The organism is Arthrobacter phoenicis, assembly GCF_047238215.1.
In the GTDB taxonomy this organism is placed as follows: domain Bacteria; phylum Actinomycetota; class Actinomycetes; order Actinomycetales; family Micrococcaceae; genus Arthrobacter.
The window spans coordinates 2721232-2735817 of record NZ_JBDFMK010000001.1; the positions used below are offsets into that span (position 1 = coordinate 2721232).

Annotated in this window: 9 protein-coding genes; 5 read left to right on the forward strand and 4 right to left on the reverse strand. The window is 61.2% G+C overall.

Annotation, left to right across the window (positions count from 1 at the left end; genetic code table 11):
- The first annotated feature begins 836 nt into the window (after nucleotides 1–836).
- The 3 genes from ABC337_RS12865 to ABC337_RS12875 all read left to right on the forward strand — a co-directional run bounded on the left by ABC337_RS12865 (nucleotide 837) and on the right by ABC337_RS12875 (nucleotide 2989).
- Complete coding sequence (locus ABC337_RS12865; protein ID WP_412883634.1) at nucleotides 837–1049, forward strand: hypothetical protein; 213 nt, start codon at nucleotides 837–839, stop codon at nucleotides 1047–1049.
- Nucleotides 1046–1567, forward strand: coding sequence for a hypothetical protein (locus ABC337_RS12870; RefSeq protein WP_412883633.1), 522 nt, complete (start codon nucleotides 1046–1048; stop codon nucleotides 1565–1567). Before ABC337_RS12865 ends, ABC337_RS12870 begins: the two co-directional genes overlap by 4 nt.
- A 585-nt stretch (nucleotides 1568–2152) precedes the next feature.
- The gene (locus tag ABC337_RS12875) at nucleotides 2153–2989 is read left to right on the forward strand and encodes a hypothetical protein (RefSeq protein ID WP_412893232.1); all 837 of its coding nucleotides are present in this window, start codon (nucleotides 2153–2155) and stop codon (nucleotides 2987–2989) included.
- A gap of 160 nt (nucleotides 2990–3149) precedes the next feature.
- On the opposite strand, the gene ABC337_RS12880 is transcribed toward ABC337_RS12875, so the two are convergent.
- Nucleotides 3150–4031: a DUF6602 domain-containing protein gene (locus tag ABC337_RS12880; RefSeq protein ID WP_412893233.1), complete on the reverse strand. Its 882-nt coding sequence runs from the start codon at nucleotides 4029–4031 to the stop codon at nucleotides 3150–3152.
- Nucleotides 4032–4412: 381 nt separating this feature from the next.
- Here ABC337_RS12880 and ABC337_RS12885 point away from each other — a divergent pair, with 381 nt between their 5' ends.
- Nucleotides 4413–6587, forward strand: a complete 2175-nt coding sequence (locus tag ABC337_RS12885; RefSeq protein ID WP_412883630.1) for a hypothetical protein — start codon at nucleotides 4413–4415, stop codon at nucleotides 6585–6587.
- Nucleotides 6588–7111: 524 nt separating this feature from the next.
- Entirely contained in the window at nucleotides 7112–8326 is a 1215-nt protein-coding gene (locus tag ABC337_RS12890; RefSeq protein ID WP_412883629.1) for a hypothetical protein, read from the forward strand.
- An 852-nt stretch (nucleotides 8327–9178) separates the two neighbouring features.
- Here ABC337_RS12890 and ABC337_RS12895 read toward each other — a convergent pair.
- From ABC337_RS12895 to nhaA, 3 genes are all read right to left on the reverse strand, one after another.
- Nucleotides 9179–9928, reverse strand: a complete 750-nt coding sequence (locus ABC337_RS12895) for an ABC transporter permease (protein ID WP_412883628.1) — start codon at nucleotides 9926–9928, stop codon at nucleotides 9179–9181.
- 499 nt (nucleotides 9929–10427) lie between these two features.
- On the reverse strand, nucleotides 10428–13133 hold the full coding sequence (locus tag ABC337_RS12900; protein ID WP_412883627.1) for a cation-translocating P-type ATPase: 2706 nt from the start codon (nucleotides 13131–13133) through the stop codon (nucleotides 10428–10430).
- A 54-nt stretch (nucleotides 13134–13187) separates the two neighbouring features.
- The gene (gene nhaA, locus ABC337_RS12905; RefSeq protein WP_412883626.1) at nucleotides 13188–14537 is read right to left on the reverse strand and encodes a Na+/H+ antiporter NhaA; all 1350 of its coding nucleotides are present in this window, start codon (nucleotides 14535–14537) and stop codon (nucleotides 13188–13190) included.
- Nucleotides 14538–14586 lie beyond the last annotated feature (49 nt).

The window sequence follows — 14586 nt, forward strand, 5'->3', positions numbered from 1 at the left end:
GTTGTCTTGGCAGGCAAGCGTAGAGATGTGCTTTGCGCGGCGCCCGCATTGTTGAACGTTGATGCCATGGCGGTTGTGGACGTCTCTAAAATGATGGAAGCAACGTGCAGAGAGGGGCGCGCCAGTGTCTGCTACTGATGAGGGGGCCCAGGCCTCCAGGAAAGAAACTATCCTGCGTATACGGAGCTGTATCCGATCGGCCCAACTTCGGGTCGCCTTGGACGAGGTCCGTGGGCGGGAGACTCCGGAGGCGGTGGTACGGCTGGCGCAGCTGCCGCCCCCGAAGCTGCCCTCCCCATTCGTTACGTTGAGATCGCCGGATGGGAAGCTCCGGAGGGACCCGGAGGCCCGGAGAGAACTGGCGCTCCACGTTCGCCGGAATATCCTGGCCGCGCAGTTGAGGGTCGCCCTGGACAAGGAACGGGACCGGCCGACTCCCGAAGCCGTTAAGAGGCTGGCCCAGAGGAAGCTCCCGACATTGGAGTAGCCTTCCGTGTCGCCTCGGAGTGATGACCCTTAACTGATCAAAGGGGGCCGTAGCCGCTGGGAATGAACCGCCCGAGACTCCGCCCGGCGCGCCCCTTGGATGTGTTCTTACGCCCGACCTCCTTCTGGGCCGGCCGACTCGTGCAGATGCTTGGACATAACGACTTCTCCTGGCTACGCTCTCCGTGGACAGTTTGAACTGCCCATCTCCGCGGCTGAGGCCCCACGCGACAAAGTCGCCGAGGGCAACGGTTGCCGGTCCAGAGAGTCAGTGCCTGTTGGACCGGGATCTCTCCATTCATACACGGGGCTGGTAAGCGTGGGGTGCGTGGCCCGGAACGGAGATTGAGTTGACTTCCACAGACCACCAACAGACCCGCAAGCTTCAGCAGGATGCACGCGTCTGGCCAGACTTCACCGGCCCGAACTACACGGCCGCGCTGCGGCGGATGACCGCTCCGCCGACTCACGGGCTCCTCATCCATCGGGTCAGTACGCGGCGACTGACCGGGAAGGTCGCCGCTGTTGTTCTGGCTGACGTGGCCTGGCTGGCATACGCGTGACCCTCCTGGACGCCGCCCGCAAGGATGACCGGGTTGCCACCGCTCTGCATGAGGCTGGTCATGCTGTCGCCTATCTCAGCATCGGGCGCGCGTTTGAATATCTGTCCGCCGTCGATTGGCAGCTCGTTGGAAACGGGCAGACCATAGACGCCTGGGATCGAGCTGTAACCGCTATGGCTGGCCCCGCCGTTGAGTCGATTATGTATCACGTCGGCCGCGGCGGTGACACGGAAATCTACGGATGGATCGTCGATCAGCTCCAACAGCGGCGGGAGTTTGCTCAAGCAGAACCCTGCGACGAACCGGATGACTATATCCACGCCGGACCTTATGCGGAGGCGGCGTTACCAGTGACAATGGCTGTCATCACGTCCTCCTGGGGGGATGTCGAACGGATCGCCGCGGCTGCACTGAACACCGACCGCTTGACGTATGGCGAGGTTCTACGCCTAACAGTCGGCGGGACACTGTTGGCCGATGAAGTCAGTAGGTGGCAGGCAATCGCTGGACAACGCTAGAAGGACGCCATTCCTGAAACCGACCGCTATTAGTAGGCGCTACCTAGAAAAACTCACTTGTCGGGACTCTGTGTTCTCGCCAGTGCATAGCCTCGGGCGTTCCGCTAGATAGCCAAAATACTCGGCGTTCGAATAGCAGAGATAGCTGCTCTCTGGGACGTCGTCTTCGTTGAAGTGATCCTTGCCAAGTGCAACGGCAGTCTGCGCCGTCTGACACTTCCTCCCGGACCAGCCTCAGACAACCTCTCGGATTCTGTCAGGGGCAGTCGCACTCCCACCAGTTGTCACCGCAGATGCTGCAAGTGATCGGTGAAGAACCAGGGCATGGCTCAATGTGGTGGTAACGCGTCACTCGCCCTGATGACGAAGTCGCGATTTCCTGGCCGGCCACGATCGGCGCGCTGCACGCCGTACATGTTCCGCTGTCGTACTGAGCAATGAATCCTGTCTCGCGCTGTTGCATAGGCGTGAGAGTAGCAGAGCGGGTCCGGCCGACGGGCTGTGTTTGCTGGGGCAGGTTCATGGCTTGCAAATGGGGTAGCGTTACCCCTCCCCAAGCAAGGAGCCCCAGTCGTAACCTTGGGCATGGATCAATTACCAGAGAGGTCCAGGCCCATCGGAGGACCCGACGAAGGACGCTACGACCCACGCAAAGGCGCTCAAGGATACGCACCCATCGTCGCCTCATTCGGCGCACTCGCCGTCACCGCCCTTGTAGTCGTCTTCACCAGCCCTCCCGCCCCGCAGGACCAAGACCACGCAATCCAAACCCTCACTGCGGGCCTGCTCGCCATCGCGGTGTTCGGCAGCTTCGCCGGGTCGTTCGCCCTCGCAGCCATCGCCGCCGAGGACGACCCCACTGCGAACATCCCCGCCTCCGTCATGTTCATTGCCGTGCCGGTCTCCTTGGCATTCCTCGGAATCCTTGGATCATTCGAAGCTCTCGCCGCCACATTCCTAGCGCCATCTGCCAAGCTATTCGCGCTCATCACCGTGGCCGGAGGAGCGGCCACCGTGTTCTTCTCCGCCGCCGTCGTCGCTGATAGCTGGAGCATGCACCCCACCAGGAATGTAGATTCCCTGATCAACTGGCGTAAACAACAATGGATTCAGAACCAGAAGGAAGCCTCTAAAGCGGCGAACACCCTCATCAAGGTTGGGATCGCACCCATGATGCTCGTGTTCGTGCTGCGGCTGTTCGATGTGCACTGGGCAATGAACCTGGACGGGGTCAACGTGACTGTCGGAGTGGGAATCGCCCTCACCCTCGCAGGGACGGGAACCGCCCTCGTGAGGGTTAGGCATCCTGACGAGGGGAATCACCAGATCGGGCTCAAGCCCTGGGAGGCATGGGCGTCGACGGCAGCCATCAGTCTCTACGCGTTCTGGCTTGCCCTCATCCTCCCCCTTGGGCCAACTTGAGCCGGCCAACCCGGGGGAGCGGGGCGGGTTCCGCGATCAGCATGGCCTTCCCATCTGGTCGCCTCTCAATGCGATGCCATTTGAACCGCGCCTCCTTGGCTACCGGGATTGCTAGCCAGCCGAGGCGACCTTCGCCATCTTCAGCGTCAGGGGATTGCTCCTACGCTTTGCGGAGGTAGCGTCTCCGCGAGCTGGACGATGCTTTCTTAGGCATGGGAGCGTCCGCTAACGGCGGGAGTTGTTGCGTCCATTTAGGACTCAGGCTCCTTTCATACAAAGCCCATGGAAAGGGCGCTCGACGGGAGCTCTCCCGGGCCAAGAAGTTCATAAGGTGAAAGAACCATAGCCCAAGAACTTGCTGATCAGACTGGAATCCGACGACTCGCCCTGCTGCCGGCAGAACAATTCCCCGTGAGAGGACGACGACGCGATCAATCCATTCAGTAGGCACTTCCGATTCTGAACACACGTCCCGTATACGTTGGACCTCAAGGGTGTCCCAATCCTTTTCAATAGTGCTTCCGTATGCGAAAACAGTGGAAAGGAAAGTGGGCAGGCCGTCGTCTGCATGGTCACCGTTACGCTTGGACAGCCCCCAAGGGGAGGCGAAAGGCCGGAGGCTGCGCAGCTTCCCCACCCCGCGCGCCGATTTCCTGAGCTCGTCCCTGGTAAGTTTGCTCTTCACCTCAATCGAAGCGAGCAGAGCCTCCACTGGCAGCAGCACTAGTCCATTTGGCTTCGTTAGCAGCGGTGCGGTGGAGCTTCCATCGTATATAAGAATGTCGGTTTGTCCGCTCTGAAAACCGCCGGCGTCGACCACCTCTCCTCTCGCCACCTTGTACTTGCTGGGCAACCGATCAGACAAGAAAAGTGCTAGGCCCCGTTCACGAACCTCTCCTATGTCAGAGGTGTTGTCGAACGCTGAAGCGTCTGCGAACTCTTTCCACATAGCAGTTTCGGCGCGAGTCAGAATGCCCGGGAGGGCACTATTGGGTGTCAAAAATTCTCCTTGTACTGGAATTGGTCCACTGAGCCGCTGCATACCGGAATGGCCCAGAAACGAAACCTCGGTCCTCGAAGTGGTGGCACGCGAACGCCACGGAAGTAAGCCGAGAGAAGTGGGGTCACCACGCGTGAGTGTAGCCGATGAACCACATGGCTTCGTTGATGGTCGCGGGACATCCGCTAACGGTTGGGCATCGCAATCTCAGCTCCGTGAAGTGCTGCCATACAAACTGGTCGGGTGCAGGTGCGGACGGATTCTTAGGACTCAAGGTCGAAAGTTGACAGGTCCTGGCCTGGCAAATGTCTGGCGGCTTTGGGTGCGCCCTGTTGAGGCGCCTGCTCTCCATCATGAAGTCTTCTCTTGCATCCGCGGATAGGTCATCCCATGAGGAGGCAGTGAGCGCCATATTCTGTTGACATGAAGATGCTGAACCTTGAGCTGACCAACTGCCATGGGATCCGGGCGCTTGACGCGACGTTGGACTTTGGAGACGATAACGCGGTCGCGATCTACGCGCCCAACGGCACCATGAAGACCTCGTTCGCCCGAACCTTCAAGGACCTCGCCTGCGGCAAAGACAGCGTCGACAACGTCTTTCCTGACCGGCAGTCCTCGCGCTCCATCACGGACGAGAACGGTCAGTCGCCCGATCCCGACGACGTGGCCGTCGTACTGTCCTACGACGAGGAGCTCGGGCCGACGGAGTCGACGTCGACCTTGCTCGTTAACCCGGCGCTCCGAAAGGAGTACGAGACGCTCCAAATGGATCTCCTTGACGCCAGGGACGCTCTTGTCTCTGCGCTCGCCTCCCAGTCGGGCACGAAACAGGATGTCATCACAGCGGTCTCCCGCGTCTTCACGCAGAGCGAGGACAAGTTCTTCGACGCGCTTATCCGCGTTTCATACGAGATCGAGCAGCTCGAGGACGCGCGGTTCGCTGACCTGCCGCACGACCTGCTCTTCAACGACAAGGTCGCTACGGCGCTCAAGGGCGCCGATGTCCAGGCGCAGCTGGCTGACTACGTGAGCAGGCTCAACCAGCTCCTGGACGAGTCCACGTTTTTCAACCGCAGCTCGTTCACTTACTACAACGCGACCAACGTGACGAAGAGTCTAGGCGCCAACGGCTTCTTCGCGGCACAGCACTCGCTCCTCCTGCACGGCGAAGACGAACCCCGCCGGATCACCAGCGACGCCGACCTGCAGGCGCTCATCACGGAGGAGAGGACTCGCATCAGTGATGACGCGGCCCTGCGCAAGAAGCTCGACGCCGTTGAGCGTGCCGTCCAGCGCAACGATGATACGAGGAAGTTCTTCGAGTTCATTGCCGACAGGGAGGATCTCCTCCCGGAGTTCGCCAACGTGCAGGCCTTCCACCAAGACGTCTGGAAGTCCTACTTCAAGGCTCACGAGGAGGCCTTCCTGCACGTCGTGCAGTGTTACAAAAAGACCGAGGTCCGGCGCAAGGAGATTGAGCGGCAAGCTGCGACCGAGAGCACTCAGTGGGACAAAGTCATCGACATCTTCAATGACCGTTTCTTTGTACCCTTTACTCTCCGCGCGGAGAACAAGCACCGCGTGGCTCTCGGACAGGAGACCATGCTCAAGCTCGTCTTCGAGTTCAATGACGGCACTGAGTCCACCGGCGTCGAGCGAGACGATCTATTGGCGGTGCTCAGCAACGGCGAGAAGAAGGCGCTGTACATCCTCAACGTCCTGTTCGAGATGGAGGCGCGCAAGGCCTCCGGTCGGGAAACGATCTTCGTCATAGACGACCTCGCCGACTCGTTCGATTACAAGAACAAGTACGCCATCATCCAGTACCTAAAGGAGATGGCTGACCACGCAAACTTCAAGCTCATCATGCTTACCCACAACTTCGACTTCTTCCGGACTCTTCGCAGCCGCCAGGTCGTCGGTTACAGCAAGTGCTTCATGGCGCAAAAGGGCGAGGGTAAGGTCACGATCAACCCAGCGCGCCACATCAATAATCCGTTCATTTACGGCTTCAAGAAGCAGTTCTTTAATGATGGAATGCAGCGCATCGCCGCGATTCCTTTCGTGCGCAACATTCTCGAGTACACCAAGGGCGAGGACGACCCCGACTACTTGAAACTGACCTCACTATTGCACTGGAAGACGGACTCCGACACCATCGACAACGCCGAGCTCGACCGCATCTTCAATGAGACTTTCCAGTCGGGCAAAAAGAAGTCTTGGAAGGCCGGCAACAAGTCGGTGATCGGCCTCTTGCTGGAGCAGGCCGATGCGGCGCTGGTGGCCGATGAGGGTATCAATTTCGAGAATAAGATCGTGCTCTCGATCGCAACGCGCATCGTAGCGGAGCAGCACATGGTGGCCGAGCTCGGTGACCCCACCTTCACTGACGCGATCACCGGGAATCAGACGCAGGCCCTGTTCCAGGCATACAAGAGTCGTGGACACGGGACTCTTGACTCGCTACGCGCGATCGACGACGTCGTGCTCATGACCCCGGAGAACATCCATGTGAACTCGTTCATGTACGAACCGATCATCGATCTGTCTGATGCGGCCCTGCGCGACCTTTACACTCGGGTCAAGACCCTCTAGTGCGACAGGCTGGCACTGACGCCGCGGGTGATTCACAACCGTGGCCACGTTGTTAAGTGAGGATTAGGGCTCAAAGGTTGTGACAGCCTAGGTGCCCGGTAGTGGGCGGGGAGTTCTGCAACAGGAACGGGCTACGAAGAAAGTTAACGGAGGCCTCATCATTTCAAAGTCCCCGGCCGCCAAGCAGACGCAACCCGGGAATACTGAGTTGATCCGCCCATCCCTTGGGCCCGCTATTGAGACGCTATTCCGTGACGGAACGTGGGTGGAATTTAGATTCAATGTTTAGTTTCTTCGCTTGAATAAATAGAATTGCCGCCCTTTGTGAAAGCAGATCAGGGCGGCATTTCTTATAACAGAATCGAGGGCCTGAAGGTTATTAGCCCTTATGGATCTTCGCCGGATGAGCGAGCCGAGGCGGGGCCAGTGCGGAAGGGATCGGGTGTGCTCTCAAATATTGTGAGGCTTAGACGCTGACCAGGCGTTGATTTTGTTTTGAGGTGCTCACAAGTCAAAGTAATCCCATGACGTCAGTAATACTCGGTTTCCTAGGGGCAGGCTTCTTGCATGTCCTTTACACCAGCATGCGATCCCAGTGGCCAGAGTCCTACATGTCAGTCCGCACTGCGCTCGACAGTGCTCCACGATCAAGTGCGTTGAGGTACTTGCTTTTCCGCTGCCTACCGACCTATGCGGTTGGTAGCCTGCTGGCCATCACGGTGGAACGGTTGGGCGGTTATGCCCTGGTCGCCCTGGTGTGCATGGGCGTCCCATATGCGCTGGTGAACGATGGTCGCGCCCTTTGGCGCTTGCGGCGCGGGGGCGCAGGGCGCGGACCTGTGCTTTGGTTCTACTACCTCTTCAATCTCGTTCTGATCGCAGGGCTCGTGGCCCTGTCCTACTTTACCTATCGCTGGTACGCGGATTTCATCCCAGAACCTGATGAACTCATTTTCGCTGTGTGGACCGCTGTCTTCGCCGCGGTACTCGCCACTGCTTTCCAGCAGCTCCTACGCTCCCCAGCGCTAAGTGTCGAGCAGAAATTGGCAGCGGCGAGGAAAGATGTAGGCGAAGACACTTGGGAGTATGTGAATCAGGCTGCCCTCGACGCTAATTGCGAGCCGGTCTTGATGCAGGCCATCGTGGCGGCGGAGGCGCTGCAACGACCGAGGTGGATGCGGCGCTTGGAGCGAGCTAAAGGACGTCTCGTTCCTAAGGGCAGCTACGGAGTTGCGCAGATATCAGCATCCCACCCATTAAGCGATGCGCAATCTGTTCGAGCGCTCTGCCAAGAGCATGCTGGCTACTACCCATTGCGAAATTCGACGGGTATGGTTCGCCAGACCTTGCTTGAGGCACGTATTGAAAAGCACAATTCCAACCCGGCGTTTGTATCGTCGGTCATGGACTTCTATCGCCACTTGACCCCATGGCCCAAATACCGCTCAGCGACTATCAGCTATGACGGGCGATCCCATATTGAAGTCATCGGCGTGCAGAGGGTGGGAGAACAGTTTGAGATTCATGGCACTGCGGCCGTATCGAATTCCCAACTATCCGCCGCATACGACGTGGGCGAGGGGTGGTCTACACCAGTTGCTATCCAGGTTCCCGGTGATCGCCGGCAAGTGTGGGCAACACAGGTTCCCCTCGAAGCGACCAAGGTGGCCGTCTATGAGTGCTCTAATATCGATCCTGTCGACAGAGGATCCGTCACTTTCGGTTTAGAGCATCAGTGACTCTAAGCGTTCGTGAGTCGCCAAACTTTGAGCCCATGTTTGCGCTGACGCCAGAATTGGATAGGTTATTTAGATACGGAACGTGGTTGAATTTCGCTTTAATGTGTAATTTTTGACCTCTCTGAGGCCTTGTGCAATAGCCGCTAAGAACAGAGGTCTTAGCGGCTATTGCCTTTCTGCGGCCTCTCGCGAAGTCAACTGAGACCGACGCCAAACACGAACCTAAGACCGTGACCACTAAGAACCTTCCCGTCCGGGCTGTCGGGACGTCACGACGCGCATGCGACGTGCTCTCGGTCACACCGCGGCTGTCACCCTCAACGAGGCCGCTGTTGGTTGACGTCAATATGTCAATGAAACCAAGATCACCGAGGCGGCCTGATTGAGGGGCCACCAGGTTAGACCGCAACCCCCACGGTTTGGGTGTGCAGCCCGAGGCGAGGGCCCAAAGGGCAGCGACGTCAACGGTAGAAGCAAGCCTGCCTGTTTGGGGGAGAGTTCTTGGTGCCCCAACTGGGCGGCTGCGGTGTTACTGAAGTGTGAGGTGTACTTCGCGTTGCGTCCAGCGCCGTGCGAGAACGTTGCCATCGACTGCGGACGGTTCCTTCGTTCATCCGCGACTGCCCCCACATGCACTTCGCAGAGGCAGAGCAGGGCGTCATCGAGGTAGGTGAAGGACGTAAGCGGTGCATTGTCTTTGCGAAGGCCTTCGATGTGTAAAAGCGGCTGCCGGCCAGCCTTCCCGCCGTCCTGCTACCCGCCTAGGAGAATGCGCCAAAGCTCCCAAAAACAAACAGGCCGCGCGTGAAGTTTCCTAGCGTAGGCCTGTCGGCAAAAAGTACATCTGGCAACTCAGCCTACCGGCAGTGGCCGGACCGGCAGCGGCGCGAGGAATACCACGATGACCACGGCCGTGATCGTGCCGGCGGCCATGATGGCGGCCAGCACCACAATCTGGAACAGCCCGGCGGACAGGGGAGAAATGCCGCCGAAGATGGCGCCCACGAAGGCCCCGGGCAGGGTGACCAGACCGGTGGTCTTGCTTTGGTCGGTGGTGGGGATCAGGGCCGAGTGGACGGCGTCGCGGGCCAGCTCCGCTGTGGCTTGCCGCGGCCGGGCGCCTAAGGCCAGCCAACCTTCCACCTCTTCCCAGCGGGCAATGGCAGTGTAGTTGAAATTCCGGCCGGCCAGGGTGGTGATGGACATGGCATTGCCGATGACGATGCCGCCGATGGCCAGGGCGTAGCGCGGCGAGAACTCGATGGCACCGGTGGCGAAGACAACCGCCAGGGTGGTTGCCACTCCGGCCCCCATGGCGGAACAGACGTAGCCGAACATCTGCCAGTCCCGCCGCAGCCGCCGGGCGGCCGTAGCCGTGGCGACCGTGAACATCACCAGCAGGGCCAGCCCTACGAGCAGGCCGTTGGTGATGATGCCGCTGAGGACGAGGCTGATCGCCGCCAACTGCACCGCCCCGCGGAGAATCGCCCAGGCAGGCGCAAACCGGGCCGCCACCTTGTAGACCGTAAGTACCGCTAGGGTCAGGACCACTAGCACGGCGACGCCGAGCAGGGCCGGGATCAGTCCGTCAGGAGGGGTCATTAGGTCAGCCTAGACGATATGAAGTGTCACGTTCCCGGTCGGAGGAGCTCAGAGGATTGGAGTGCCCGCCGCGCGGTTTTTCGATCAAAGCGATGAGGATGTGCCACGCCAGGATCGAAAATCCTTCGATCCCGGCGTCCCTTCCTGATCCTCGCGGAGTCCCACCCGTACGCCCGTAAGTCCCCCCCAACAGTCTTATTCCAACAGACGAAACAGACTCAGCCGGGGCCGCCTATACCGTCACAACCGCACCGGCGGTCTCAGGGTCGGCCAAAAGGCCGTCCAACCGGGCGGCGTCCAACCTGTCGAGTTCAATCCCTCACGGAATCATGGTCACGAGACAAGACGTAGGCTTTCAGACCTTAGCTACACAGGATCTTCCTTGCGGACACTGCGAAGCAAGCACAATCACACAATGGAGGCCAACTAAAGGCCCTCCCATTTCGAACTGAGGGTCGCGCTGCGCGTGTGGGAAGTGCTCGGGGCACGCTTCGGCGTCTCATCTCGGCGGCTGCTGGTGGACGGGGACCTCGTTCCGGTGCGCCCAGCGACGTACCGCTTTTTCTGCCTCCACAATGATCAGTACGGTGGAGCCGACGGCCGCGCAGAGGAGCCATTCCCACGCGTTCAGGGGCGTGAGCTCCAGCAGCCCGGCGGTGACGGGCCAGGTCATGGCGGCCCAGTGGAGGGTGAGGGCGGCCAGTGAGGTGTAGAGGAGGGGTTTGTTGCCGTGCAGCTTGAGTTGGAAGAGGGACTTGTTCTCGGCCCGGGAGCTGAAGACCTGAAACAAGCTGAGCATGACGAACATGGTCAGTGCGAGGGTTCGGGCGTGGATTTCGGGGTACCCGGCGTGCAGTTCCACGATGAAGCTCAGAATCACGGCCAAGGCCATCCAGGCGCCGGTGATGCCGGCCCGGAACCAGAGGGTGCGGGAGAGGATGCCCTCAGACGGTAGACGGGGCGGGCGGGCGAGTTCATCGCCCTCCGCCGCTTCGAAGGCCAGGGCGATGTCCTGCACGCCGTTGGTTACCACGTTCATCCACAACATCTGCACGGGCAGGAACAGCAGAGGCGTCCCGGCGAAGACGCTCAGCGTCACGGCCACCAGCGCTGCAGCCCCGGTGGAGAGCAGGAAGTACGTGGTTTTACGGATGGCGGCGAAAGTTATCCTGCCTTCTTCCACGGCATGGACGATGGTGACGAAGTTATCGTCGGTCAGCACGACGTCGGCTGCTTCGCGGGCCACGTCCGTGCCGGACCTGCCCATCGCGACGCCGATCGCTGCTGCTTTGAGGGCCGGGGCATCATTGACGCCGTCGCCGGTGACAGCGACGACCCGGCCGGCACTCTGCAGAGCGTGTACGATCCTGAGTTTTTCCACCGGGGAGACCCGGGCCGCCACACTGGCTTGCTCGAGGCGCGCGGAGAGTAGATGGTCATCCAACTCCGCCATTTCGACGCCGGTCAGTGCGGGTTTGTCGATCGGGAGCCCGAGCCGGCCGGCGATGGCAGTCGCGGTCGCGGGATGGTCTCCGGTGATCATGATGACTTTGATCCCGGCGCGCCTGCACTTTGCGATGGCCTCGGCCACGCCGGGCCTCGGCGGGTCGGTCATTCCTTCCAAGCCCAGGAACGTCAGCCCGGAGGGCGCCGGGAGCGGAGAACACAGCTTTTCGCTCTCTGCCAGCGTCCGGGACGCGGTGGCGATGACCCGCAGACCGTCCCGCCCCAGCGCCTCGTTGGCCGTGTGGATCAACGCCCTGTCCAGCGGGCCGTCGCCGTCCCCGCGGGCCATGGTGGCGGCGGCGTCCAGCACTGCTTCGGGGGAGCCTTTGACATACAGGATGCGGCCGCCGTGGTCATCGACGTGCACAGTTTGCGAGTACCGCAGGTGGGGTTCATAGGGCTGGTGGGCCAGTGGTGGGGCGGTACGGGTCTGCTCGCTGATGGCACCGCGGGCGACGGCGGCTTTCGCCATGGCGGCGTCGACCGCGTCGCCGGAGTATTCCAGGTCTTCCTCCTCCGAGGAGAGTGTCGCCTCGTTGGTCAGTGCACCGGCGCGCAGCACGGCCCGGACGAGCTTCGGTTCGGAGGGCTGGCCGTTGCCGGGCGCGACAGTTATGTCCACCAGGCCTGCCGTGGTCCAGATCTTTTCCACGGTCAACCGGTTCTCTGTCAGGGTCCCGGTCTTGTCGGATCCGATGACATCGGTGGAGCCTAGCGTTTCCACGGCGGGGAGCGTGCGGATGATGGCGTTCCGTTTCGCCATCCGTGAGACGCCTAGGCTGAGCGCGACGGTCAGGACGATGGGGAGGGACTCGGGGATGGTCGCCACCGCCAGCCCGACAGAAGTGCGGAACATGGTGGAGACGTCGTTGCCGAGGACCAGTCCGGCAATGAAGATAAAGACGAGTGCGGCCAGCACGATCAAACCGATGCGCCGTTCCAGGCTGTGAGTGAGCAGTTGCAGCGGTGATTTGCCGGGCGGGCCTTGAACGAGGGCGTTGATTTCACCCAGCGCGGTTCTTGGACCGGTCGCAATCACAACGCCCCTGCCGCGGCCGCTGCCCACGAACGTGCCGCTGAAAGCAATATTTGCCCGGTCCGCGACACCCGTATCGGCCGGCAGCTGATCCGGGTGCTTGGTGGCGGCGAACGGCTCTCCCGTGAGCATGGACTCGTCGAGCTGAAGGCCGTTGGTGTCGAAGAGGCGAAGATCGGCCGGGACCCGTTCTCCGCTTTCGAGGAGGACGACATCGCCGGGGACGATGTCACGTCCGGGGACCGTCTGTTCGATGCCGTCCCGCAACGCCCGGCAGGAAGGCGTGGAAAGTGACTGCAACGCCCGGACGTCCGCCTCTGCTTTACGCTCCTGAACGAAACCCAGGGCTGCGTTGATGCACAGAACCAGAAAGATCGCGCCGGAGTCCACCCAGTGCCGCTGGAGGAGGGTGACCACAGCGGCGGCCAGAAGGATTCCGATCAGCGGGCTGATGAATTGCCGCAACAAGACCCGCCACCATGGGGTGGCTCCGGCGAAACTCAGTTCGTTCGGCCCAACGTCGGTCAGCCGGCTGGAGGCCTCAGCGGCGCCCAGCCCGTCCGGGCCGGACGACAACCCGGCAAAAACGGCGTCAGAACCCATGGCGTGCCACGGCACAGGCTTCGCGGGTATCGGGTCTGGTCCGGAGGGCTGTGGTGTCATGGCCGGTTCCTTCCTGTGGCCGTGGGCCGGGACTTGCCGGGTGTGGCGGAAGGGTCAGGAAGGGTCGCGGGGTTCGTAGAGGTCGGGGATGCCGTCGTGATCAGAATCGATCATTTCGGCCTCACGGGTGCGCCGGTACTGCCGATTCCTGACCCGCAGCACGGCGACGGCCAGCAGCGCTGCCAGGACGGACGCTGCGAGGATCCCTACCTTCGCGTGGTCGTCGTGCAAGCTGCCGTTGCCGAAGCTCAGCTCCGCAATAAGAAGCGATACGGTAAAACCGATGCCCGCCAACAGGGAGACGCCGAGGACGTCGATCCATTTGAACGAGTTGTCCAGAGCCGCCTTGGTGACCTTAGTGAGGAGCCACGTGGTTCCAAGAATCCCGGCCGGCTTGCCGAGTACCAGCGCCAAGATGATGCCCGCCGCCACCGGATCCGTCAGTGCCGAGACCAGGCCGTCCCAGCCTCCGACGGCCACGCCAGCGGAGAAGAAAGCGAAGACGGGCACGGCCACGCCCGCGGAGAGCGGGCGGAACCGGTGCTCGAAAACCTCGGCCAAGCCAGGCCCTGTGTCCGGACCACCGCTGGCCTTGGAGCGCAGGACCGGGACCGCAAATCCAAGCAGGACGCCCGCAACGGTCGCGTGGATTCCCGAGGCGTGCACCAGGGCCCACACCACCGTCCCCAGAGGCAGCAGAATCAGCCACGCGGCAGCGGCCTTAATCCTGAAGTACAGCCGGTATTTCTGGGCCAGGAACGCGTAGAGCCCGAACGGGATCAGTGCCCACAGCAGGGGCGCGGCCTGAATGTCGCTGGAGTAGAAGAATGCGATGATGCCGATAGCGATCAGATCGTCAACGACGGCAAGGGTCAGGAGGAAGATCCGGAGGGCGCTCGGCAGGTGCGACCCGACGATAGCCAGGACCGCGACGGCGAAGGCAATGTCGGTGGCCGTCGGAATGGCCCAGCCGCGAAGAGACTCCGGGCTGGCGACATTCAGCGCTGCGTAAACGAGAGCCGGAACCACCACGCCGCCTACTGCGGCCGTGACGGGAACAACCGATTTGTTGAGCTCCCTCAGGTCCCCGGCTACAAACTCCCGTTTAAGCTCCAGTCCCACAAGGAAGAAGAAGACCGCCAGCAGCCCGTCGGCCGCCCAGGCGCCCAGGCTCAGCTCAAGATGCCAGGGCTCGTAGCCAATCTTGAAGTCCCTGAGGGCGAAGTAGCTCTCCGACACCGGAGAGTTGGCCCAGATCAACGCAAGGACAGCGGCCGCCACCAGGAGGACACCGCCGACGGTTTCTTTGCGCAGGATTTCGCCGATGCGCAGTGACTCCGCATAGTTACCCCGCCCAAAGACGGTGAATCTCGGAGGGGGCGGGGTGGGAAGTTTCTGGCTCATGAAGGAATCCTCGGAAGTTGAGTCGACAAAAACACTGCCGACCAGACTT

Coding starts and splice junctions, on each gene's coding strand:
- ABC337_RS12875 (WP_412893232.1), top strand. CDS start 2,153: ATGGATCAATTACCAGAGAGGTCCAGGCCCATCGGAGGACCCGACGAA.
- ABC337_RS12880 (WP_412893233.1), bottom strand. CDS start 4,031: ATGCAGCGGCTCAGTGGACCAATTCCAGTACAAGGAGAATTTTTGACA.
- ABC337_RS12885 (WP_412883630.1), top strand. CDS start 4,413: ATGAAGATGCTGAACCTTGAGCTGACCAACTGCCATGGGATCCGGGCG.
- ABC337_RS12890 (WP_412883629.1), top strand. CDS start 7,112: ATGACGTCAGTAATACTCGGTTTCCTAGGGGCAGGCTTCTTGCATGTC.
- ABC337_RS12895 (WP_412883628.1), bottom strand. CDS start 9,928: ATGACCCCTCCTGACGGACTGATCCCGGCCCTGCTCGGCGTCGCCGTG.
- ABC337_RS12900 (WP_412883627.1), bottom strand. CDS start 13,133: ATGACACCACAGCCCTCCGGACCAGACCCGATACCCGCGAAGCCTGTG.
- nhaA (WP_412883626.1), bottom strand. CDS start 14,537: ATGAGCCAGAAACTTCCCACCCCGCCCCCTCCGAGATTCACCGTCTTT.